At 39.1% G+C, this 23,173-nt stretch carries 21 protein-coding genes and 1 riboswitch; of the genes, 1 reads left to right on the top strand and 20 read right to left on the bottom strand.

Annotated elements, in window-relative coordinates; translation table 11 throughout:
• Window positions 1-25: 25 nt before the first annotated feature.
• The 12 genes from HNP81_RS09955 to secA form a co-directional block, all read right to left on the bottom strand.
• Entirely contained in the window at window positions 26-430 is a 405-nt protein-coding gene (locus HNP81_RS09955) for a DUF1761 domain-containing protein (RefSeq protein WP_028393568.1), read from the bottom strand.
• Between the two features lie 373 nt (window positions 431-803).
• A complete protein-coding gene (locus HNP81_RS09950; protein WP_182502539.1) occupies window positions 804-1,337 on the bottom strand; it encodes a methylated-DNA--[protein]-cysteine S-methyltransferase in 534 nt (177 codons plus the stop codon).
• Window position 1,338: 1 nt separating this feature from the next.
• Entirely contained in the window at window positions 1,339-1,962 is a 624-nt protein-coding gene (locus tag HNP81_RS09945) for a bifunctional transcriptional activator/DNA repair enzyme AdaA (RefSeq protein ID WP_182502538.1), read from the bottom strand.
• 399 nt (window positions 1,963-2,361) lie between these two features.
• Entirely contained in the window at window positions 2,362-3,555 is a 1,194-nt protein-coding gene (locus HNP81_RS09940; protein WP_182502537.1) for a PDZ domain-containing protein, read from the bottom strand.
• 515 nt (window positions 3,556-4,070) lie between these two features.
• Window positions 4,071-5,540: a S41 family peptidase gene (locus tag HNP81_RS09935; protein WP_246399306.1), complete on the bottom strand. Its 1,470-nt coding sequence runs from the start codon at window positions 5,538-5,540 to the stop codon at window positions 4,071-4,073.
• 347 nt (window positions 5,541-5,887) lie between these two features.
• Complete coding sequence (locus HNP81_RS09930) at window positions 5,888-7,210, bottom strand: murein hydrolase activator EnvC family protein (RefSeq protein ID WP_312859666.1); 1,323 nt, start codon at window positions 7,208-7,210, stop codon at window positions 5,888-5,890.
• Between the two features lie 219 nt (window positions 7,211-7,429).
• Window positions 7,430-8,323 carry a permease-like cell division protein FtsX gene (ftsX, locus tag HNP81_RS09925; protein ID WP_182502536.1) on the bottom strand — a complete coding sequence of 298 codons (894 nt, stop codon included), beginning with the start codon at window positions 8,321-8,323 and terminating at the stop codon, window positions 7,430-7,432.
• Window positions 8,313-8,999 carry a cell division ATP-binding protein FtsE gene (gene ftsE, locus HNP81_RS09920; RefSeq protein ID WP_028393560.1) on the bottom strand — a complete coding sequence of 229 codons (687 nt, stop codon included), beginning with the start codon at window positions 8,997-8,999 and terminating at the stop codon, window positions 8,313-8,315. Before ftsE ends, ftsX begins: the two co-directional genes overlap by 11 nt.
• Window positions 9,000-9,282: 283 nt before the next feature.
• Window positions 9,283-9,615 (bottom strand): cytochrome c551, encoded by a 333-nt coding sequence (gene cccB / locus HNP81_RS09915; protein WP_028393559.1) that lies wholly within the window; start codon window positions 9,613-9,615, stop codon window positions 9,283-9,285.
• 50 nt (window positions 9,616-9,665) lie between these two features.
• Entirely contained in the window at window positions 9,666-10,529 is an 864-nt protein-coding gene (locus HNP81_RS09910) for a YitT family protein (RefSeq protein WP_182502535.1), read from the bottom strand.
• Between the two features lie 989 nt (window positions 10,530-11,518).
• Window positions 11,519-12,617 (bottom strand): peptide chain release factor 2 gene (gene prfB, locus HNP81_RS09905; RefSeq protein WP_235179217.1). Its coding sequence is split into 2 segments (ribosomal slippage): window positions 11,519-12,553 and window positions 12,555-12,617, totalling 1,098 coding nucleotides; the frame shifts between segments, so codons are not numbered across the junction.
• A gap of 357 nt (window positions 12,618-12,974) precedes the next feature.
• Window positions 12,975-15,485: a preprotein translocase subunit SecA gene (gene secA, locus HNP81_RS09900; protein WP_028393556.1), complete on the bottom strand. Its 2,511-nt coding sequence runs from the start codon at window positions 15,483-15,485 to the stop codon at window positions 12,975-12,977.
• Between the two features lie 262 nt (window positions 15,486-15,747).
• On the opposite strand from secA, the gene HNP81_RS09895 reads away from it, so the two are divergent.
• Window positions 15,748-16,071, top strand: a complete 324-nt coding sequence (locus HNP81_RS09895; RefSeq protein ID WP_028393555.1) for a helix-turn-helix domain-containing protein — start codon at window positions 15,748-15,750, stop codon at window positions 16,069-16,071.
• Between the two features lie 290 nt (window positions 16,072-16,361).
• Here HNP81_RS09895 and HNP81_RS09890 read toward each other — a convergent pair whose 3' ends face one another.
• From HNP81_RS09890 to flaG, 8 genes are all read right to left on the bottom strand, one after another.
• Window positions 16,362-16,508 carry an anti-repressor SinI family protein gene (locus HNP81_RS09890; protein ID WP_084552469.1) on the bottom strand — a complete coding sequence of 49 codons (147 nt, stop codon included), beginning with the start codon at window positions 16,506-16,508 and terminating at the stop codon, window positions 16,362-16,364.
• A 28-nt stretch (window positions 16,509-16,536) separates the two neighbouring features.
• A riboswitch (cyclic di-GMP riboswitch) is annotated at window positions 16,537-16,625 on the bottom strand.
• A 518-nt stretch (window positions 16,626-17,143) separates the two neighbouring features.
• Window positions 17,144-17,674: a chromate transporter gene (locus HNP81_RS09885; protein WP_028393554.1), complete on the bottom strand. Its 531-nt coding sequence runs from the start codon at window positions 17,672-17,674 to the stop codon at window positions 17,144-17,146.
• Window positions 17,671-18,240: a chromate transporter gene (locus HNP81_RS09880; RefSeq protein WP_028393553.1), complete on the bottom strand. Its 570-nt coding sequence runs from the start codon at window positions 18,238-18,240 to the stop codon at window positions 17,671-17,673. Before HNP81_RS09880 ends, HNP81_RS09885 begins: the two co-directional genes overlap by 4 nt.
• 717 nt (window positions 18,241-18,957) lie before the next feature.
• Complete coding sequence (gene hpf, locus HNP81_RS09875) at window positions 18,958-19,512, bottom strand: ribosome hibernation-promoting factor, HPF/YfiA family (RefSeq protein WP_028393552.1); 555 nt, start codon at window positions 19,510-19,512, stop codon at window positions 18,958-18,960.
• Between the two features lie 840 nt (window positions 19,513-20,352).
• Window positions 20,353-20,697: a flagellar protein FliT gene (gene fliT / locus HNP81_RS09870; protein WP_182502534.1), complete on the bottom strand. Its 345-nt coding sequence runs from the start codon at window positions 20,695-20,697 to the stop codon at window positions 20,353-20,355.
• Entirely contained in the window at window positions 20,697-21,098 is a 402-nt protein-coding gene (gene fliS / locus HNP81_RS09865; RefSeq protein WP_182502533.1) for a flagellar export chaperone FliS, read from the bottom strand. Before fliS ends, fliT begins: the two co-directional genes overlap by 1 nt.
• Window positions 21,099-21,125: 27 nt before the next feature.
• A complete protein-coding gene (locus HNP81_RS09860; RefSeq protein WP_182502532.1) occupies window positions 21,126-22,685 on the bottom strand; it encodes a flagellar hook-associated protein 2 in 1,560 nt (519 codons plus the stop codon).
• 14 nt (window positions 22,686-22,699) lie between these two features.
• Window positions 22,700-23,062 (bottom strand): flagellar protein FlaG, encoded by a 363-nt coding sequence (flaG, locus tag HNP81_RS09855; RefSeq protein WP_182502531.1) that lies wholly within the window; start codon window positions 23,060-23,062, stop codon window positions 22,700-22,702.
• Between the last annotated feature and the right edge of the window lie 111 nt (window positions 23,063-23,173).

Below are 23,173 nucleotides of genomic sequence, written 5' to 3'. Positions count from 1 at the left end.
GCGTTTTTTCAACTTTTCCTACAAGTTATTGCATCGCACCAATGATGATGCCAGCAATGAGGTACGTCACAAGATGGTATCCAATCGTAATGAAATATAGACCGATTGTTCTACTCTCGAACAAGAAATTCATGCCGATTTTCACAGAGATACTAACCCCTATTAGCAACCCAACAATCATTCCCGACATCATTGTTGTTTCTTTCATCATTGTTAATAGCAAGGCTAGTACGAAGGATCCTACTAAAGCAGTTAATGCTGTCAGGATATATGTGAGCGGGCTCCCCCCTGACATTTCCTCTTTTTTCAGTCCAATTTGATTCAGCCACGTATTTCCAAATAAAACGGGTGAATACCACAAAAATCCCAGTACCATTGTAATCATTGTTGTTATGAGTACCGCGAGATAATTCACTTGAGTTAAATCCACAATTTAGCACCTCCTTTTTTGTTCATTATATAATGGTTGCTGTGGAATGACATCTAAAATTTCGTCTTTTACAAAGGCTCTTTTCGTAAAGTTTGTTGGTTTTAGCAAGAAACCAATTCGAACAGATGTTGATTGTAGTGGAAGGTGCGAGACTCCTGCGGGAAAAGCGTGTTGAGGGAGACCCCGCAAGTGCAAAGCACTGAGGAGGCTTCCGAGACCGCCCGCGGAAAGCGAGTACCTGCAACGGAAATCACCCCGGGTTATTAGTGTAAAAATGATTGAAAAGCAACAAAGTATGTGAAAACAGCCTTTACAAATGATGTTGAAAAATTCACTTTTCATGATAGTCCCCCTGCTTTAATCATAACGATCATCATTCATTGTCGGCTGAACCTTGACGTTCCATATCTAGAAGCTGAGTTTTCATTTCCAAACCACCTCGATAGCCTGTCAGCGATCCGTTCTTGCCTACTACACGATGACATGGGACCGTAATTAACACGGGATTTGCTCCAATAGCTGCTCCCACCGCTCGAACAGCGGCTGGTCTCTCGATATAATTCGCGATGTCAGAGTAGGATTTTGTTTGCCCATACGGAATCTCACAGAGTGCGTTCCACACAGCAAGCTGAAATTCAGTTCCGTTATAATCAAATGGAATAGTAAAGCTCTTCCTTTTCCCTTCAAAATATTCGATTAGTTCAGCCGAGTATGGTTGAAGCTTTTCTTCATCTTCAACAAGAGAACTTCCCGGAAAACGTCGCTCTGCCCAAACGGATAATTCCTCAAACGGCCGATTCTGTGAGCCTACAAACACAAGTCCCTTCGAAGTTGCAGCCAGATAAATACTCCAATCCTTGTCTTTCAGCAATGTCCAATAAATCGTCGTTTTATTTTTTATTGCCATTTTACATCCCCTCCGATTTATGTACCTTATTCGCTAATTTGCGATATTCTTTCGGTGTATGTCCGGTTTTCTTTTTAAATAATGTTATAAAATAGGGCGTGTTCGGCATCCCTACAGACATTGCGATATCAGCAATCGTTCGATCTGAATGGAGCAAATACTTTTCTGCCTGGTTTATCCTGATTTGTTGGATAAATTCTATTGGTGTGATCCCTTTCACCTTTTTAAAAGTGCGATGCATATGATAAGGGCTCCCATGGCTCATATCAGCTAGCGTTTCGAGAGTCAGCTTTTCCATATAATTCTTTTCAATGTATTCTGTAATTAGAGCGACCCATTCGCTATCTGGCAATCGCTCCCCAGTTGGTTTACATCGTTTACACGGTCGAAAATTTGCCCGTAGTGCTTGCTCAGCATTCTGAAAAATACAGACATTTTCTTTTTTAGGAACGCGTGATTTGCATGACGGTCTACAGAATATTCCAGTCGTCTTCACTGCATAGAAAAATTGATCATTGTATGTTGCATCATTGTCGATAATGGCCTGCCATTTTTCAGCTGTCATAGATTCCTCAACTTTCAAATGATGATCGTCCTGAAGGCTATCATGGATTCTGTTTGTCATTTCCCTCACCTCTCTTTCCATTATACCCATCATTAAAACGGAACTTATGATTTTAAGAATGTAAAAGCAAGATAGTGAAATAAGTTATGTAATTTTCGTGTTACAACTTAAACTACATATTTATACGGAATGGAGGATTACAATTGCAGAAGGAAAACTGATGAAAGAACTACTGCAGGGTACAGGGAGTTATGAGGGAGCAGAAAAATTTTTAGTAGAATATTGATTTATCAGCCACGTGGCAAAGCCTATGCTACCTTTTATTTATGGGGCGTCCTCTATTAGATCATATATAGTGTCGCTTGTTCCAATCACTAATTTGATTTTTCACCGTGCTGATCACGAAAAAACCAGCTATTCATTACGCTGAAATAGCTGGTTTTTGTTCATAATTCAAATCTAAACCACCCGGCTACGGTCTTTTCGTCCTTCTTCAATAAAAAGAATCCCTAACTCGTGGTGCTCACCTTCAAAAAGGGCACGTTGAACGAAACGAATTTGCCCGTTATGGCCGATAACTTCCATCTTACAATGTGCGCGGTTTTTTTGTAATGCCCTGTAAAATTCATGTTCATTGCTCACTTGTAATCCATTCATTTTCGAAATGATGTCGCCCATTTCCAAGCCCATTTTATCCGCTGGAGTATGTGGAATCACGCCAAGAATTTTGACACCGAGCTTACTTTGGGAGAAGTAGAACGGAAGCTTACGATCTTGCATCTTGGAAAAATAGTGAATCCATTCACGACCCAGCATTGCAAGAACAACTGCCCCAATAGAAAGGTATGGGTACCAGTTACCCCATACGGCAAGCGTTGTGACAATGACAGCAAGGAAAGTAACTTTTCTTCCTTCTGTTCGTATTGCCTTTTGCGGCAGGCTTCCTTGGACGGTTTTGGCAAACCCGATTAGCATTGGAATCGCAAGCGGAGTAAAATGAAGCTCGCCCACCGTAAACACAGGATACCAGTCAATCGGTGCTGCTAACTCGCCTCCTGGAACAAGAATAAATAACGGTAGCAACCAAATTTTTCTCGCTTTATATGTACCAACTACTTGACCACGCTTCGATACGACCAAATTGGGAGATGGTCGTTTACTACCACCATTACTAATCAATATTCCTTCAGCCAATAACAGCAAACCGAGTAATACAGCTAAACCTGGATACACAGCCTTGTCTAGATTTTGAAAACCTGCTGAAAGCATAGGTATGTCTACTTTTCTTCCTGCCAGAAAAACAATCGCCAAGAAGGAAAGACCAACGATATATGCTGGCGAAAGCAAGCGTATCTGAAACGTCAATGACAACAAAATCGTAAATGCGCTCATTAAAGCAATGGCAGCAAACGGAATAACGACACCAGAGCCCATCGTTAAAATAGAAAGAACTACACCTATACAAATCCCTAAAGGCAATAGCTGACGAAGCTCCTGAAATAGACCATTAATTCGAATCGTAAAATCATGTCTTTCCTTTTTCACCCGAAGGTAGCCGACGAACAGGCTAAGAATGATCGACACATAAAAAACAGGATGCACAAAAAACAGGCCAATCCCTTGCCAACAAGCAGCTATCCAATCCACTATCACTATACCCGCACCCTTTCTATCTTCCTTGATAATATGTTAAAAACGGCTTCTGACCCAAAATGTTTATAAAAAAAACATCCATGAAGCGTCTGATCCCAACTCATGCGACGGAAAAGGTTCAGATGCTAAAAACTGTATCACCTCATGAAGGTGGCGGTGCGGAGCTGATTTTGCTAAGCCCCGCCCTTTTTCCACAGAAAAAGGATTTGTAATTTTTTTTACACTTTCTCCTATTCTACCAAATATATCGCCTTCCTGCCTATGAATACGTAGAAAAGTCATCATGAACCTATCAATATTTTTTTAGATTCAGCCTTGTAACCATAATAAGTTCGTACCATATATTTTCCTACCACACCAACCATCTATGAACACCTGCTCCTTCACCAACGATGAACAAGCTTTAGGTTCTATATACTGTATCACCTTATGAAGGTGGCGGTGTGGAGCTGATTTTAGGAAGCCCCGCCCCTTTTCCATAGAGAATAGCCCGGCCGAAGCCGGGCTACCCGTTATTATTGGTGCCTTGCCATTAATTTTAAAGCTGTACGAAGCTGCAAATCATTTTTCTCATCTTTTTTCTTTTTTGCAACGACTTCCTCTAATGCTGCGGCTGTTTTGCTATTAATATTACCGCTCACTGTTAAGTCATTTGTATTTTGAAACGCTCTGACAGCTATTTCAGTTTTTTCATCATAATACCCATCCACTCTACCGGTACTATACCCTAATGAAGTTAGAATTTCTTGTGCATTTTTTATTTGTTCATTGTTCATATCTCGTTTCAATATCTTCTCAGCAGTCAATGGATGAACATTGAAATAGGAAGGTTGATGGACTTCGATTGTCGGCGCGATTCCTTTTTGATGAATCCAATTGCCATTGGGCGTCAGCCATTTATATAAGGTAATTTTAATATTGCTACCATCTCCCATTGGAATCGCCTGCTGCACTGTACCTTTACCGAAAGTCGTCTCGCCAATAAGCGGATATCCACCAACCTCTTGCATAGCACCAGCCAAAATCTCTGAAGCTGATGCACTGCCTTTATCGGTCAAAATAGCAATTGGATAGTCTTTTTTCTTTTCATTCCCACTAAATACTTCTTTTGTTTGTCCAGAACGATATTCAATTTGCAAATATGGCTTGTCTTTCGGCAGCAATTCACCAAGAATACTCTCCACACTTGTCAAGAAACCACCCGGGTTGCCACGAACATCTATGATTAAAGCTCTGATTTTTTCTTTCTCAAGCTCTTTTAACTGTTCTTTAAAATCAGTCGCTGTATTTTGGGAAAAAGAAGTGATTTCGATATAGCCAATCTTTTTGTCATTCTCTTTTTTCACACTTGAAAATACGGTATCAAGAGGAATTTCATCACGAGTGATCGCCATTTTGATTGGATTTGTCACACCTTGGCGCTTAATTTCAAGATTTACAACAGTCCCTTTTTTACCACGTATTTTCAACTGTGCTTCATTAAGATTCATCCCTTCAATCGAATCACCATCGATGCTAATGATCTGGTCTCTCGGCTTCAACCCAGCCTTTTCGGCAGGAGAATCTTTATAAGGTGAAATAATGATGAGTTTATGATCTTCCATACCGATTTCAGTTCCAATTCCGTCAAAGGACGAATCAAGTGCATCATCGAATTGCTTTGCTGTTTCCTTATCCATATAGACGGTATACGGATCTTTTAAGGTTGAAAGCATTCCCTGTATTGCCCCTTCCACCAATTGTGTATCTTCCACTTCTTCTACATACCGTTGATAAATTAAATCATAAGCTCGCTCTACCTTTGCCCACTCTGTATTACCGTACGCGGCCGGCTCCTCACCTGGATGTTCCTCTTTATTGCCCCACAAATATTGATGAACCCCGCTATTTGGATTTGCAACATATCCTCCGCCAGCTGCCCCGATCGTTAATGATGCTACCATCGTTACAGGAAGCGTCCACTTCTTCGCTATCCTTATTTTCATATAAGCCAATCCCTTTCTATAAAGTGAAACTTCAATCTGTGGGGTTTTCTTCATCCCCACTGATTGTTAGTTAAACCAATCGGGCTTTTACGGGCAGTTATCCCCTACTTAGCTTCTTCAATTCCTCTTAGCCTTGAGATGGGGGTATTACTTTCCGTTAAAGCGGGATAACAAAGGTTATATCACAATCTATGAAAAAAAAGGACAAGATATGCGCACGAAAAAAACGAAGCTGTCCCAACATAGTCTGACCTCACTCTATATAAACGATATATAGTAGATGTGGGATCTGACCTTTCGTCATCGGACAGCCTCGTTTCGGCTTTCATTATTCAGTTTTCATTGCATTACATAGAAACATAGTTTAATGGATTCACAGCATTCGATTTCGCTGCATTCCAAGCACCCTTATGTAGTTCGAAATGAAGATGTTGCCCATATGAGTGACCGGTATTCCCCATATATCCAACTTGCTGGCCTTTTGAAACAACTTGTCCAGCACTTACACTCATCGAGTTTAGATGTGCATATACACTTGTGAAAGTTTGACCATTGATGGAATGTGAAACCATGACTACATTACCGTATGAGCTGGACTTATACGCTCGTATTACGACTCCATCTGCCGTTGCAATAACAGGCACTGTACCACTTGCAGCAATATCAATCCCATTATGTGATTTCCCCCAGCGTCCGCCAAATCCAGATGAAACATATCCCGCACTTGGACGAGTAAACGTACCAGACGAAACGGCTGGAGCACTTACGACCTCATTTGAACTTGAGCTTGAAGTTGAACTTGAACCTGAACTTGAAGCTTGTTTTGCCTTAGCAGCAGCTGCTGCGGCGGCTGCCTCTGCCGCTTTCTTTCTCGCTGCTTCAGCTTCAGCAAGACGTTTTTGTTCAAGCTGAATCGCTTGTGCAATAGCCGTTTCCTGGGCTTTAAGATTGACCGCTTCTTCTTCAAGTCCTACCATATCATGTTCTGCATGCTCTTTTTGTTTATGAAGTTCAGCTAATAACACTTCTTGCTTTTTCTTTTGTACTTGAAGCTGTTGCTTAATTTCCTGCAATTCAGCTAGCATTTTTTCTAAATCGGATTTCTTCTTTTCAACAGCGGATTGTGCTTCTTCCAGACTTTTTTTATCTTGCTCATGCTGTTTAATAATATCCTGATCAGCTTCGACGATTGTAGCAACAGCGCTCACTCTATCAATAAATTCACTGAAACTTGAAGCACCAAGAAGAACTTCTAAATAGTTCAAATTGCCGCCGCTCACTTGATAAGACACCGCACGTTCCTTCAAAAGCTCATTTCGTTTCGCAATTCGATCTTTCAACACGACAATCTCTGCTTTTAATGATTCAATTTCAGCATTCGTCTTGTTAATTTCAGCCGTCTTCTCTATTATTTTATTCTCATTTGCAGTCATGTCTTTTTCAAGCTGATCGAGCTGTTCTTCAACTGTTAACTGCTGAGACTCTAAATGTTTAATTTTAGATTCTGTTTTATGAATATCCGATTGAACATCCGTACGTTTTTCCTGAATCGTTGATTTCTTATCTTTCATTTCTTGCAATGATTCTGCATACGCACTTGGCACAGCTAAAAGGCTCCCAAGTCCTAGTATGATCGTTGCACTCATCGTGATGATTCTATTTCTATGCACTTCCCCAGTTCCCCTTTCTTCTCTCCCTTAGACTTTGATATCTTCTGCTCTATTTAGCTAGGATTCTCTGTTTTGGTACGTATTAGATTAGGTTAAAATCGGACTTGCACAGTATGTACTGACTTCTGTGTTGCGCGTCATGGCGTGCAACACAGAAGGTCATTAACGAGCTTTGATGCAATTTCCAAGCTATTTTTACCCGAGTTTTTGAACAACCTCTTATACCTTTAAAAACTTACGCACAGACATCAAACTGCCCCAAATTCCAATTAGTCCACCTAATAGAATAAGAATCGCTGAAATTTGATAAATAAATGGACTTAATGGTAGCAATTCGAAAAATGGAATGTTAATTTTCGGTGAAACGTATTTAAATAGATTCGAGTAGAATACTCCAATTAATCCAATTGGGATTACGGAACCCAACGCACCAAGCCATAAACCTTCAAGGAAGAATGGCCAGCGGATAAAATTATTCGTTGCGCCAACTAATCTCATAATCTCAATTTCTTTTCTTCTTGCCATAATCGTAATTTTAATAGTATTAGAGATCAGGAACATCGCCGTAAACAATAATCCGATAATCAAGACGACGCCAATATTTCGCGCAATATCTACTACATTGAATAAATTATCTACATATTCTTTGCCATATTTGACAGTCTGAACATATTCAAAGGTTTCAATTTTCTTAGAAACCTGGCTTACATCTTGAGGAGTCTTTGTTTTCACAACCAATACATCTCGAAGCGGATTATCTTGCTCAAATAATTTAAAGGCCTCGCCGTTCTCCCCCATACCTTCAATCATATTCGTCAGCTCTTTTTCTTTTGGAGAATATAAGACTGAATCGACTTTGGCGATTTTCTTAATTTTCGCGTCCAGTGCTTTTTGATTTTCTAAAGTTGCAGCCGGGTCGATATGTACCCGTATTTCAACATCATTTTCTACATTAGTTGCGATATGGTTCAAGTTCATCATAATGACTAAAAACACACCAACTAAAAGCAATGTTACCGTTACAGCACTTACAGAAGCAAAGGTCATCCAGCCATTTCTGAGCAAACTCTTACCACTTTCGCGAAAGTGCCGTTGCAATGTATTAAGCTTCATATCCGTATTCACCTCGCATATCATCGCGGGCAATTTTCCCATTTTCTATGGCGATTACACGATGTTTCATATTATTAACAATGTCTTTGTTGTGGGTCGCCATAACCATGGTTGTACCACTCTTATTTATTTCTTCGAAGATATTCATAATTTCCCATGATGTTTCTGGGTCAAGGTTTCCTGTTGGTTCATCAGCAATCACTACTTTAGGCGAGTTGACGATTGAACGGGCAATTGAAACACGCTGTTGTTCCCCACCTGATAGTTCAGTAGGCAACATCCGTACTTTGTGCTTCAAGCCAACAAGATCCAATACTTCCATAACCCGCTTTTTAATTTCATCAGGAGTCTTCTCAATCACTTCCATCGCAAACGCAACGTTTTCGTAAACCGTCAAAGTTGGCAATAGCTTGAAATCTTGGAACACTACGCCGATATTACGACGGAATATTGGTACCTTCGTATTTCTAATCTTCGGCAAGCTCACTCCATTTACAACGATATTTCCAGTTGTCGGAGACTCTTCCCGATACATCATTTTGATAAAAGTAGATTTCCCCGCACCACTCGGGCCTACTACATAGACAAATTCTCCAGCTTTTATTTTGACGTTGATTCCGTTTATAGCAACGACGCCGTTCGAATATGTTTTATAGACGTCTGTCATTTCTATCATATAAATAACCACCTAACTAGCTTTTTATTTCCAGAAAACAAAAGAATCAATGAACGTGTTTTACAAATCTTATTTCGACAAATTCTCTAAAAAAAACCGAAAAAACCACAGGAAACAATCCTGTTGTTTGTACAAAAGCCATTATACCATCAAAGTTTGTCAAATCCGTAATAAAAAATGTTACAGTTTCATTTCAATGTAAATTCCCAATTTTAACAGCTAATGGGTGTAAAAACAACAAAAAAACGTCCTGCACCTAAGCAAGACGTCATTCATTATGTTGTTATTTTTTTTCAGATAACCATTCAGCAACAATTGCAGCTTGGTCTTCTTTAATAAGTTTAGCTGGCATGCCGCCCTTTCCTTCTTTAATGATTGTTTCAATATCTTCTTTAGAAAGTGTCGAGCCGATAGCCTTAAGTTCAGGACCAAATGCCCCTTCAAGATTCGCACCATGACAGCTTGAACATTTGTTTTTATAAATCTGATCTGCTTCACCTGCAGACGTTGTCGTGGTCCCACCTTCATTTGTTGGTTTGTTGGCGTTGTCATTCGATCCACACGCAGCAAGAGCAAGCGTCGTTCCTAGCAATAATGTAATCAATTTTTTATTCACTAAAATGCCCCCTTAGTTAAATAATCCACATCACCAATATTATACCAGTGTTACGCGTGTTTAAAACCCTCCCCTAACACCTCAGCAGCATCCATGACGACGACAAAAGCTTTCGGATCAACGTCTTTTACTAATTGTTTCAAATTGGTGAATTCCGATTGATCAATCACACACATGAGGATCGGTCGTGAATCATCTGTATATCCTCCCTGACCCGATAATCTAGTAACACCTCGGTCTAGTACGTGGATAATTTCATGTCTCACTTCTTCTTCATGATTCGTAATGATCATTGCCATTTTAGAGCGCCTTAGACCTACTTGAATAATATCAATCGTTTTACTTGTCACATATAAGCCAATTAATGCATACAACCCTTTTTCAATGTCAAAAACAATCGCTGCACTCAACACAATTAGTCCATCAATTAACGCTACACAAGTTCCTAAGGACAGATTCGTATATTTATGGATAATTTGAGCCGCAAGATCTGTACCACCCGTTGATGCCTTACCTCTAAAAACAATTCCTAAACCTAAACCAACCCCAATGCCACCACAAATTGAACCGAGCAGTGCATCGTTTGTCCAAGGATCCCAATCTTTTGTCAAAAAGACGATTAATGGCAAGATCAATGTGCCAACTAATGATTTTGCTCCAAATTGCATGCCTAACAAGTACAGGCCACTGATAAACAACGGAATATTGAATGCCCACTGCACATATGCGGGTTCAAAGCCGAATATATCAGTCAATATCGTACTAATTCCACTAACCCCACCCGAAGCAATTTGATTCGGTAAAAGGAAGACGTTAAATGCAATCGCAATGATGGCTGCCCCCACGATTACAAGTCCATACTCACTCAATTTCTCAATCACTGGATGCTTCGGTTCTCGATATCTTTTTCTCATTTAACGGGTACTCCCTTCAACCTCTTTGCCCACGCTTTTGTTTACGATTCAAATCGTTCAAAGTAGTATAGCACCGGGATCTGACCCATGTAAATGGTATTCGGATAAAGTGAAACTTCAATCAGTGAGGGTTTTCCACTGATTGTTAGATGAACCAATCGGGCTTTTACGAGCAGTTGTCCCCCACCTACACTTCTTCGATTCCTCTTAGCCATGAGGTGGGGGGCTTACTGCCCGTTAATGCCGGATAAAGTGAAACTTCAATCAGTGGGGGTTTTCCACTGATTGTTAGCTGAACCAATCGGGCTTTTACGGGCAGTTGTCCTCCACCTACACTTCTTCGATTCCTCTTAGCCATGAGGTGGGGGCTTACTGCCCGTTAATGCCGGATAAAGTGAAACTTCAATCAGTGGGGGTTTTCCACTGATTGTTAGCTGAACCAATCGGGCTTTTACGGGCAGTTGTCCCCCACCTACACTTCTTCGATTCCTCTTAGCCATGAGGTGGGGGCTTACTGCCCGTTAATGCCGGATAAAGTGAAACTTCAATCAGTGGGGGTTTTCCACTGATTGTTAGCTGAACCAATCGGGCTTTTACGGGCAGTTGTCCCCCACCTACACTTCTTCGATTCCTCTTAGCCATGAGGTGGGGGGCTTACTGCCCGTTAATGCCGGATAAAGTGAAACTTCAATCAGTGGGGGTTTCTTCATTCTGCACATAGAGGTGGGGCATACTGTCCAAATATGTGACTCTGCGAACCCAATTTCATTCAATGTATACGCTGAACAACTATTGTGCTACAGATCTTTCTTAGTTTTTGCAATGTCAGGGAAATTAATCATAAGATTTCACGAAAGCTATGCACATAATCCAATAAATCTCCCAGCAACACAAAAGTGGGGAATAAAGTGAACAATAAAAATCCATTTCAAATAAAAAAGGTCCACTAAACAGTTTGCACTGTTTAATGGACCATCATCTATTGAATCTTATAATTTTGAACGCAGATAGGCATCGATGAATGCGTCAATATCACCATCCATGACCGCTTGCACGTTTCCGGTTTCCGTACTAGTACGGTGATCTTTCACCATCGAGTATGGGTGGAATACGTAAGATCGGATTTGGCTTCCCCAGCCGATTTCCTTTTGTTCGCCGCGGATTTCATCCAATTCTGCTTGTTGCTGCTCGAGTTCGCGTTGATATAGTTTTGCTTTTAGGAAGTTCATCGCTTGAGCACGGTTTTTGATTTGTGAACGTTCAGATTGACATGTGACTACAACACCTGTTGGAATATGTGTAATCCTGACAGCAGAATCCGTCGTATTAATATGCTGACCGCCAGCACCGGTTGCTCGATACGTATCTACTTTTAAATCTTCTGTACGAATTTCCACTTCAATGGTCTCATCAAATTCCGGCATGACTTCACAAGAAACGAAAGAAGTGTGGCGGCGGCCCGATGAATCGAAAGGAGAAATACGAACAAGACGGTGAACCCCTTTTTCTGCTTTCAAATAGCCATAAGCGTTATGTCCTTTGAAAAGAAGAGTCACACTTTTAATACCAGCTTCGTCTCCAGGCAGATAGTCGATTGTTTCTACCTTAAAGCCTCTTTTTTCACCCCAACGAGTATACATACGCAGAAGCATGGAGCCCCAATCCTGAGATTCGGTACCGCCAGCTCCTGGATGAAGCTCAAGAATGGCATTATTTTTATCATATTCTTCACTTAGTAACATTTGAAGTTCGTATTCATTCATATGTTTAGAAAGCTCGACGATTTCCACTTCAAGGTCTGCTAGTAGCTCTTCGTCGTTTTCTTCTTTTACAAGCTCATAAGTCAATTCAAGATTTTCATATGATTCATTCAGTTCAGCTAATTGATTGACTTGATCCTTCAATCCATTCGCTTCATTAATAACAACTTGTGCTTTTTGCTGATCGTTCCAAAACACTGGATCGGACATAATATTATCTAACTCAGCTATACGGGCTTCCTTCTCTTCTAAGTCAAAGAGACCCCCTAAAGTCCACTAATTTCTTAGCTGTTTTCTCAAGTTCATTTCTAATTTCTGCTAATTCCATACTATTCACCTCTTAATTATTTTCAAAAAAACGTAATCAGTCTCTACAACTATATGCAAAAAAAGACGGATTCGCAAACTGTATTTCATGTTTCCTTCTTGTTTGTATGAAGGACATGGGGACGGGTCTCCGCGACTTACTAATCTAGCCAATCTTCTTAGCTGGTATACTTCTTTTTATTATAGAAAATACCTCAAAATTCCGGCTCCGCACCGCCACCATTGTGATGAGGTGAGTGCAGCTTGATACCTGATTAATCCTTCATGGTAAATGGTATCGTTTTAACGCCATAGGAGTTTTGTTACACGAATGAAAAAAGAGACGGTAACCATTGACTAAACCGCCCCCTTTTCCTATTTACTCTACATTTCCGTGACAGTTTTTATACTTTTTGCCACTTCCGCATGGACAAGGTGTATTTCTGCCGATTTCAGGCGATTTACGAAGCGGTTTTTTCTTCACCTCTTCTGGGCCTTCTTTCGGATTGACAGCATGTCCTTGGATAACTTCCTGACGTTCTAGATTATTGCGGATTTCTGACTTCATAATATATTTCGCAACGTCATCTTCAATGGCCATGACCATATCCTCGAACATCGCAAAGCCTTCTTGCTGATATTCACGCAATGGATCAATTTGACCATATGCACGAAGATGGATCCCTTGACGTAATTGTTCCATCGCATCAATATGATTCATCCATTTACTGTCCACTGCACGTAAAACGATGACCTTTTCAAACTCACGCATTTGTTCAGGTGACAATTGCTCTTCTTTTATATCATACTGTTCTTTCACTTTCGCAAGGATGAAATCTGCTACTTCCGCTTCATCTTTGCCAGTTAGATCAGCTTCTGTTACTTCACCCTCATCGAACAGATTGCCGTGAACAAAATCGATTAAGCCTTGATAGTTCCATTCTTCACCATCCGGACTTGGGGCAAAATGAGCAATATTACGTTGAATGCTCGCTTCAAGCATATTCTCGACGATATCGCGTAAGTTCTCACTATCCAACACATCAAAACGTTGCTTATAAATGATTTCACGTTGTTGACGCAACACATCATCATATTGAAGAAGCTGTTTACGTGCATCGAAGTTATTGCCTTCAACGCGCTTCTGAGCGGATTCCACAGCACGGGATACCATTTTACTTTGGATTGGCTGCGTATCATCCATCCCAAGCCGCGCCATCATCGCTTTCATATTGTCCGATCCGAAGCGACGCATCAATTCATCTTCCATGGATAGATAGAATTGTGTCATACCTGGATCTCCTTGACGTCCAGAACGTCCACGAAGCTGGTTATCAATTCGACGACTTTCATGTCGCTCCGTACCGAGCACCACAAGACCGCCTAGTTCTTTCACACCTTCGCCGAGTTTGATATCCGTACCACGACCAGCCATATTCGTCGCTATGGTCACGGCGCCTTGTTCACCAGCATTCGCAATAATTTCAGCTTCTCGTCCATGATTTTTCGCATTCAACACATTATGCGGAATCCCTTTTCTAGATAAATACTTTGAAATAATCTCAGACGTTTCAATCGCTACTGTACCAACTAGAACTGGCTGTCCTTTAGTATGCCGCTCCGCAATCTCTTCGACTACGGCACGGAATTTCCCATCCATCGACGCATAGATTAAATCAGCGCGGTCATCCCGAATAATTTCACGGTTCGTTGGAATTACAATAACATTCATATTATAAATATTACGGAATTCTTCTTCTTCCGTTTTGGCTGTACCCGTCATCCCGGAAAGTTTTTCATACATCCGGAAGTAGTTTTGGAAGGTAATTGTTGCAAGTGTCATGCTTTCATTTTGAATCTCCAAGCCTTCTTTCGCTTCAATAGCCTGATGGAGTCCATCACTATAGCGGCGACCTTTCATTAAACGCCCAGTGAACTGGTCAACAATGACGATTTCGCCTTCTTGCACGACATAGTCGACATCAAGATGCATGCTTACATGCGCTTTTAACGCTTGATTAATATGATGATTCAAAACAACATGATTAATATCAAATAAATTTTCGATATTAAATGCCGCTTCCGAACGGTTAATTCCTTCTTCCGTCAGCTGAACCCCTTTTGTTTTTTCATCATACGTATAATGCTTGTCTAACGTAAGCGTACGAACGAAAGCATTCGCTTGGATATATAACTGAGCTGATTTTTGTGCCGAACCTGAAATAATTAATGGTGTACGTGCCTCATCAATCAAGATTGAATCCACTTCATCGATAACAGCAAAATGTAAAGGTCGTTGTACCATTTGCTCTTTATATAGAACCATATTATCCCGTAAATAATCGAAACCTAGCTCATTATTCGTACTATACGTAATATCAGCACTGTACGCTTCTTGCTTCTCTTCCTTAGACATGCCGTTCAGGTTCAACCCAACCGTCATTCCCATGAACTCATACAGCTTGCCCATTTCTTCCGCATCACGGCTTGCTAAGTATTCATTGACAGTAACGACATGAACGCCTTTCCCAGTAATCGCGTTTAAATAGACAGGAAGAGTGGAAGTCAACGTTTTCCCTTCCCCGGTTTTCATTTCAGAAATATTACCATCATGAAGGGAAATCCCCCCCATTAGCTGTACGCGGAATGGATACATTCCTAATGCTCTTCTTGCTCCTTCACGAATCGTCGCGAATGCCTCAACAAGCAAATCATCGACCGTTTCTCCTTTTTGGTAACGCTCTTTGAATTCTTCTGTTTTCCCACGCAGTTCTTCATCTGATAACGAAGCTGTTTTATCCGCTAGCATTTCAATTTGATCAGCCAGCTTCTCAAGACGCTTCACTTCTCGTTTATTCGGGTCAAACACTTTATTTAAAATATTAAGCATTCAATAACGCTCCTCTTTATATAGAAGTCTTTATTAAAAAAGAAAATATATTTTAGATTTAATTAACACTAGATCAAGGATTAATATATCCATTTTATTTCATATTAAATAGGTGCACCCTTAATATTACCATGTATAAAGTGCAGGTACAACTTCACGATATTATGAAAATTTATAGATTTAATACCGTGAAAACGTTAAAATAAGTATTAACAGCCTTACGCATGAAAATATCTGCAGAAAAGTTTTGAGGTGAGATAACATGATCGGTGATCGCGTAAAAAAACTGAGACAAGAAAATAGAATGTCCATGACAGAACTTGCTGAAAAAGCGGGAGTCGCCAAGTCCTATTTAAGCTCCCTTGAAAGAAACCTTCAAACGAACCCATCTATCCAGTTTCTCGAAAAAATCGCCTTAGTGCTGCAAATTCCTGTTGATTCTCTCCTTCACGATGAACCTGTCAAAGATGGGCTTGACGCAGAATGGATGAATATTGTTCAAGAGGCAATGAAATCCGGTGTATCCAAAGATCAATTCCGTGAATTCATTGAATTTAACAAATGGAGATTAAAGCAAGAAGAGTGATTGGAGTATGGATGATCCCATTTTTATCTCTTTACAAATCCAGAATGACGTTAACATACCACCAATTACTATGTACGATATCCCTTGAAGCACGCTAAACTCACCTAATCACAACGGTGGCGGTGCGGAGCCGGATTTCGAAGTACTTTCTTAATAAAATACGTATCTCTGCTTAGTAGATGGCTATATTAGTTCGTCGCGGAGCCCCGCCCCGTGTCCATAAACAAAACAAACCCCTTAAACGAACTGGACTTTCGTAAAAAACCAGTTTGTTTAAGGGGTTTATACGTTTAAATCGTATGATAGGTTGGTTCATCTTTTTTATTTTCTGTTGCTTTTTGCTCAAAGAAACGAAGGACTTCCTCTTTTGTCAATCCAAGTACCTTAGCTTGTACCATTAGCTCAATCCATTCTTCATCAACTATTAGATCTGCCAACCCATTCCCTCCTAAAATACTATGTATTTCAGGCAGTCCAGCCATCATAGCACAATATAATACCTTAGACCCGCGACTTTGCGTCCCTATTTTTCAATAGGTTTGCCTTTTTCTGTATATGAATTTTCTATTTTCTTTGATTATACAGAATTTTTGGTATATTTTATGTAATTTTATGCTATTAAATTTAAATATTTTACCTTATTTTTTTACATATTACGACTAAATTCTACATTTTTTCAACTAGAACAAATTAGGAAATATATGATTGAAAGAATTTTTATGTAAATATATTATATTTACCTTATCAATATTCATGACATATGATCTAGATCTTTTCGACTACGTCTCTTGGTTTTACACTTTTGGTTCGTCAAATATTGTCCAAAACTTAGACAAACATCCTTCATCATAATGGGAGACTTCTAATTAACTACCTTAAAAGTCCGTTGTTGTCCCCATCTAGTTTCACAGGGGATTAGTATTTATCGTTTGCATCATTCAATACAATATTTATATTCAAAATCCCACTATTATCTTTATTTTTTAAGTCATTAAGTTTTACCATTAGATGGATGCTTATAAGAATTGGATCATAAAATGAAATATCCTTGTAAAACATCAAAGGAGCTTTTTCAACCAAGAAAAAAAGCTCCATATACTAACGCTATTGCGATTACATAGGCAGGATGAACCTTCAATTTACCCAATAAAAAATAACTAATAATCCCAATCACTAGTGTCTGAATCCATCCGATTCCTTCATATGCAGTGAAAAAGAAATCATAAGCCATCATCCCTAGCAAGACAGCAATGATTGGACGAACGACGACTGTCATCCTTTTCACTCGAGGGGATTCTTTGTGACGCTTTAAAATACTGAGTAGACCAAGCATTAAAATGAGAGAAGGAGCGACTGAAGCGAATACCCCAATAATAGCGCCCAGTATACCAGCCTGTTCAAATCCAATATAGCCTGCCATTTTGGTAGCAATTGGGCCAGGGAGTGCATTCCCAAGGGCAATCACATCACTGAATTCATGAACAGTAAACCAACCGTATCTGTCGACTACCTCCTTTTCAATTAACGGAATGGATGCCGGACCACCACCGTAGCCGAGAATACCTGATATAAAAAAAGCCCAGAAAATCTGCAAATAAATCATGACTTTCCCGCCTCCTTATTAGGTTCAGAAACAGGGCCTCTCTTCAATAGTGCCCCAATGAGCAGGGAAAAAATGATAATAGCTGGATGCACATTTAACAGTTCCATAAACACAAACCCGAGCAAAACGAAGACAATCGTCCACAGCCAGCCGATACTGGATGAACCTGATTTTTTTAAAAAGTCTAAAGTCATAGTTAGCAGCATCACAGCGACAACAGGAACGACTGCTTGTGACATTCCTGTCACCCACGCTTGATTTTTATAAGCATTCAAGCTTTTCAAAAGCAAAATCATTAAAAGTATGGTGGGAACACAAGATGCAAACACACCATTAAGCAAGCCCCAAAAACCGCCAACACGGTACCCAATATAGCCTGCTAGCTTAGGCGCAATCGGACCCGGCAGCGCATTTCCAAGCGCCAAGACATCACCAAAATCTTCATTATTCATCCACTTATATTTCTCAACTACCTCTTTTTGCACAAGAGGTATCGCAGCAGGACCTCCGCCGAAACCAAGCATGCCAACTCTAAAAAATGCCATAAAAATATTTAATTGCTTCATATTTCACTACACCTACTTCTAATAATCTATCTTTATCATGGACTACTCTGTATGAACCATTGGCACACTGTTGATGGAATAATAGGTTAAATAGTTCTCTTCAACATTATCTAGAGAAATTTCAGTTTAATGTTCTATGCTACTAATATGATTAAGGAGTGAAGATTCAAACTGTATTTTCTCCTCTAATTCCTACAAATGTAGTTTTCACATTCAAGTTAACGTCTTTTTTATACATTACACATCACTAACTACCTAAATTCGTATGTATCAGACATAGGGGATAATCAAGGAACAATTATTATCATGACTAAGATTTTAATGAAATATTCTTTTCCCCTACTTTAGTAGCCTAAAACCAATAATATTATTTTGAATAAAAGAACTTTATTCCACAGCAATACGGTTACATGCCCTGTCTTATCATCTAATAGGAAGGGCTACAAAATCAAAATAGATATTACTTTTTGATGATATTCTACCAATATATTATTAAGGATACAGATGATGTTAAAATTCCATTAAGACTTAAATCTAGTATTTATCTTTATATTATACAGAAATTTCTCCGTATTTGTTTAGTGCCTTGGAATACATCGGATGCTTACTGCTAAATCCCGACAGATGATACCTAAATCATATAACTTTTATTAAACATAACAGGCCTGATTCTCTCCTAAGAAAGAATCAGGCCTTGTATAATTTAACTTATTTTATTTAGCTTGGTTCAATCAAACCATAGCGGCCATCCTTACGACGGTACACAACATTTGTCGTATTTGTATCTGAATTCGTATAGACGAAAAAGCTATGACCAAGCATATTCATTTGCAAGATCGCTTCTTCACTATCCATTGGTTTCAAGTCAAAACGCTTATTGCGGACAACCTCTAATTCAAGTTCGTCTTCTTCAATCGGTGCATTGTTTTTATCCTCAAACACTGGAAAAACATCAGCTGCATTCGTATTTGTACCACGGAATTTTCGGTTTACTTTTGTTTTATGTTTACGAATTTGCCGTTCCAATTTGTCAGAAATCAAGTCAATGGCTGCATACATATCAGCATTTTCCTCTTCTGCACGGAGCACCAAATTCGTCATTGGGATCGTTACTTCCACTTTAGATGTATTATGATTCACTCGTAAATTCACCATTGCCGTTGCATCCGGTGAATTGCTAAAATACCGTTCCAATTTTCCAATCTTTTTCTCTACATATTCCCGTATTGCTGGAGTTACCTCAATGTTTTCACCACGAATATTATAGTCCATAAAGTGAGTCCTCCTTCTAAAAACTATATGATATAGTTCTACGATACCCTATGCATTTCCTTCACAAACAAATAGTTTTGCCAAGTTCATGAAGAAACTATAGAAAATTGGATTAATAGTGGGGTTCGTATCCATCTTTATTATAACAATCTTTACATAAAATTAATACTGAAGAGCATTAAAAGTTTAGATAATTCTATATACTTATATCACTCTTGATAAAATTGATCATAAGGTATATAGTAACTAGTATCTAAAAAGGGAAATAAAGTAATAATATTACATATTATAACTATAAATATACCTATATTAGGAGAACTAATAAAGAATTATCCAATTAATGAAAGGAACGAGTATGGAGGTTTCAAAGGAATGATGAATCAATTATATGTACCTACTGTAGAAATAGATGGTCATATTCATTTAGTTAAATCACAGAAATATTGTGAGTGTAATAGACAATATTGTTATTTTGAACATAGCAGAAAAGATAGAAGAAAGATTAAGTTTAAACCGCTCACAAACATTGATTGCCAACAATGTAAAAATTCCTTATTACTCGTAAAACCGGATCTTACTTCTATACAAGCCTAGCAGGATTCTACGATTATTCGTGATCGATTTCACAATTACATTCGTAAAAACATTCGTGAATTTCTGCTGCCACCCCAAAGATGAAAAAAGGTTCAGGTTCCCAAGAAAATATCACCTTACGAAAGAGGCAGTGCGGAGCTAATTTTGCGAAGTCGACCCTTGTCACAGAAAAAAGAGTGCCCCTAAGTGTCAGATCCTGCAAGAGTGTGAGGTCTGACATTTATGAGCCCCCTTTTTATTCACCGCTTAATTTTTTTTATCGTAAAAAACCCCATCAACTAAAATATTATCATAAGGATTTGAATATCTGGCCGACGTCTGCTTCTTTTCATTTAACTGTCTAATATCTCGCTGAATCGCTTGTTTATGCAACAGCAATAACTTATCAACCTGTTGATTAAGAAGAACTACTTGGCGTCCTAATTGTAATTCTTCTTCAGTGAAAGGCGGATTGATAAGATGAATCCATTCTTCCCGCTCATCGAGCAGTTCGATAATCCGCTTGATTGTATCATCACGTTCTTCTAATTCTTGACGGTTTAAGATCGATAACAATTCGATCGTACAATCATTGAATTTCTGAAGCGACATTATACCTGCCCACTTTGAGTAAACTGATTTTTTCGATTCATTTGAATCGCTTCTTTCCACGTATCACGGAATTCCTTAACCAATCCCTCAACTTCTTCTATCGCCCCAAGATCATTTTTCATATTCCCTTCAATAAGGCGGCGATTCATGAAGTCGTAGAGGGTCATCATATCCTTGGACACAGCGACATCCATATTTAATGTGACCATTAATTCATGAATGATATTTTGCGCCTTAAGGAGGTTCTTATTTTTTTCTTCAATATTGCCTTCTTCAATAGCCTTCTTCCCAAGCATCATGAACTTCAAGCAGCCATTATACAACATTAAAGTCAGTTCACCTGGAGACGCTGTATTCACAGAATTTTGTTGATAAGATTGGTATGGATTATTTATGGCCATATGTACAACCTTCCTTTCTTACTTCTCTTAACTAAAATATTGCATCAACGAAGCACTTTGACTATTCGCTCTTTGAATTGCTTTTTCCATGGCAGTGAATTGATTATAATAACGTGTTTCTAGTTTCGTTAATTTCGCTTCAAACGCTGAGATTCTTGTTTCCAAACTATTAAGTGACTTTCCAATTGTAAAATTATTATTTAGGGAACCAGCTTTACCCGCTTGTTCAGTAATTGTTGCCATAGATGCCTTAAGATTAGCTCTTAATCGACGAGCTAAACCCATTTCTCCTGTTTCACTACCGTCTTTTTTACTATCTTCCTTCATAAACAAATTATAAATAGCATTTGGATCTTCAGAAATTGCAGCACGAAGTTTATCTTCGTCAATCGTTAATTTCCCACCATCTAGATAATTACTTGTAGTTGTAATTCCAAGCTTGCTTAAGGAATCCGTTCCATTCAATCCGCTAACAGATGTATAAAGGGAAGACCTCATTGTAGTTAACAAGCTCTTGAGGGTAGAATCATTCTTTAATGTCCCACTCTTCGCTTTTTCTTCCCAAAGCTTGACTTCATCCTCGGTCATCGCTTTTTTTTGTTCCGCAGTTAAAGGTGTGAAGCTTCGATATTTAGATTCACCAGTTTTATCTTTAATTTTTGCAATAACTTCATTATATTTAGTTACAAACTTCGTGACTGTATCTAGGATTGCGTCGACATCTGCTGTTGAAGAGAAAGTAACTGGATCAGTAGTCTCCTTTTTCAAAGTAATTTCCGCACCGTTAATCGTGAAGGTGTTGGAAGACCTTTCAATTTTCAAACCATTGTAGATTACAGAAGCATTTGTACCGACTGACCCGCTACCACTTTGAAACGCTCGATAACTCGTTGTATCCAATTGCATGGTTTTCGTAAAGAGGTCGCCCTTTAATTGAATTTCTGCTAAAGTCTTTACATCCCCAGTATTCTTAGCCGTCATTGAGAACTTTTGTGTTTGCTGATCAAAAAAAACGGTAACTCCAGAGTCTGCATTTATCTTGTTTATAACACTCTCTAGCGTATCTGTAGAATTGATTGTAAGAGTATATGGCTTATTCACCATGACATCTTTGCCATTTTCATCTTTCTGGACCTCTGTATCAAAGCCTCCATCTTTATTAATAGCTAGTATTGTAATAGTTTGGGATTCCCCATCTAACATTAATCCCAAGTCTTTTAATGTTTTTTTCTGATCATCTACCGAAGTTTTGTTTTTACTGAACATCGTCGCAGCTGTTGCAAGATTATCAACCTTCAAAGTTCCCGAAAAATCACTTGTAGAATTGATATTTTTCACAGAAATCGCTTCTGGATCCGAAACCCTTACTGTTTTCTTAATAAACGATTTCTGCATCCCAATTCCTTCACGAATAAGCGTATCAAGCTCGAGCAATGCTGTATTCATCGAACGGTAGTCATCCCGCTGCCACTCCGAATAGGTTTTCTTTTGTGTTAATTTATCCATCGGCACGCGTGCCGCCTGCATCATACTCTTAACGAGTTCATCAATATCCATACCACTTGCTAGTCCACTAACTCGTACCATTATTCATCACCTGCTTATATTTTTTCGTCTACCATAATACCAACAAATTCTGTCATAGCCGCATAGAAGTCCAATAGTTTTTTTGATGGGATTTCGCGAACGGTTTCGTCTGTATCATCATCCACAACTTTGACGTAATACTCATTTAATTTTTCATGAAACTCAAACCGGACAGAAGTATGAGTGGGTTGCAGAAATTGATTAAGGCTTTCTACAACATCCAGTACTTGCTTTTTGGATGGATCATTCGCTTCTTTTGCCCCTTTTTCACTATAGACAATCGTGTCTATTTCTCTTTGATAATATGAACTGACTCCTTCTGAGATGGCTGTTCTAAGTTGCGAGGAAAGGACATTCGTAGAAAGGCTCTCCAACATCGCATTTGCCTCCAATATTCGTATAGTTATCATATATATCGGAGAAAACTTGAGAAAATTTAGGTTTTATTAATAGATAATGAACAAAAGAAAACCCTGCTCTATTTAAGG

The organism is Peribacillus huizhouensis (assembly GCF_014138605.1).
Lineage (GTDB): Bacteria > Bacillota > Bacilli > Bacillales > DSM-1321 > Peribacillus > Peribacillus huizhouensis.
This window is presented reverse-complemented; position numbering and strand designations above follow the sequence as displayed.

Coding starts and splice junctions, on each gene's coding strand:
- HNP81_RS09950 (WP_182502539.1), bottom strand. CDS start 1,337: ATGGCAATAAAAAATAAAACGACGATTTATTGGACATTGCTGAAAGAC.
- HNP81_RS09945 (WP_182502538.1), bottom strand. CDS start 1,962: ATGACAAACAGAATCCATGATAGCCTTCAGGACGATCATCATTTGAAA.
- HNP81_RS09935 (WP_246399306.1), bottom strand. CDS start 5,540: ATGAAAATAAGGATAGCGAAGAAGTGGACGCTTCCTGTAACGATGGTA.
- ftsX (WP_182502536.1), bottom strand. CDS start 8,323: ATGAAGCTTAATACATTGCAACGGCACTTTCGCGAAAGTGGTAAGAGT.
- ftsE (WP_028393560.1), bottom strand. CDS start 8,999: ATGATAGAAATGACAGACGTCTATAAAACATATTCGAACGGCGTCGTT.
- HNP81_RS09910 (WP_182502535.1), bottom strand. CDS start 10,529: ATGAGAAAAAGATATCGAGAACCGAAGCATCCAGTGATTGAGAAATTG.
- secA (WP_028393556.1), bottom strand. CDS start 15,485: ATGCTTAATATTTTAAATAAAGTGTTTGACCCGAATAAACGAGAAGTG.
- HNP81_RS09895 (WP_028393555.1), top strand. CDS start 15,748: ATGATCGGTGATCGCGTAAAAAAACTGAGACAAGAAAATAGAATGTCC.
- HNP81_RS09885 (WP_028393554.1), bottom strand. CDS start 17,674: ATGATTTATTTGCAGATTTTCTGGGCTTTTTTTATATCAGGTATTCTC.
- HNP81_RS09880 (WP_028393553.1), bottom strand. CDS start 18,240: ATGAAGCAATTAAATATTTTTATGGCATTTTTTAGAGTTGGCATGCTT.
- hpf (WP_028393552.1), bottom strand. CDS start 19,512: ATGGACTATAATATTCGTGGTGAAAACATTGAGGTAACTCCAGCAATA.
- fliT (WP_182502534.1), bottom strand. CDS start 20,697: ATGTCGCTTCAGAAATTCAATGATTGTACGATCGAATTGTTATCGATC.
- fliS (WP_182502533.1), bottom strand. CDS start 21,098: ATGGCCATAAATAATCCATACCAATCTTATCAACAAAATTCTGTGAAT.
- HNP81_RS09860 (WP_182502532.1), bottom strand. CDS start 22,685: ATGGTACGAGTTAGTGGACTAGCAAGTGGTATGGATATTGATGAACTC.
- flaG (WP_182502531.1), bottom strand. CDS start 23,062: ATGTTGGAGAGCCTTTCTACGAATGTCCTTTCCTCGCAACTTAGAACA.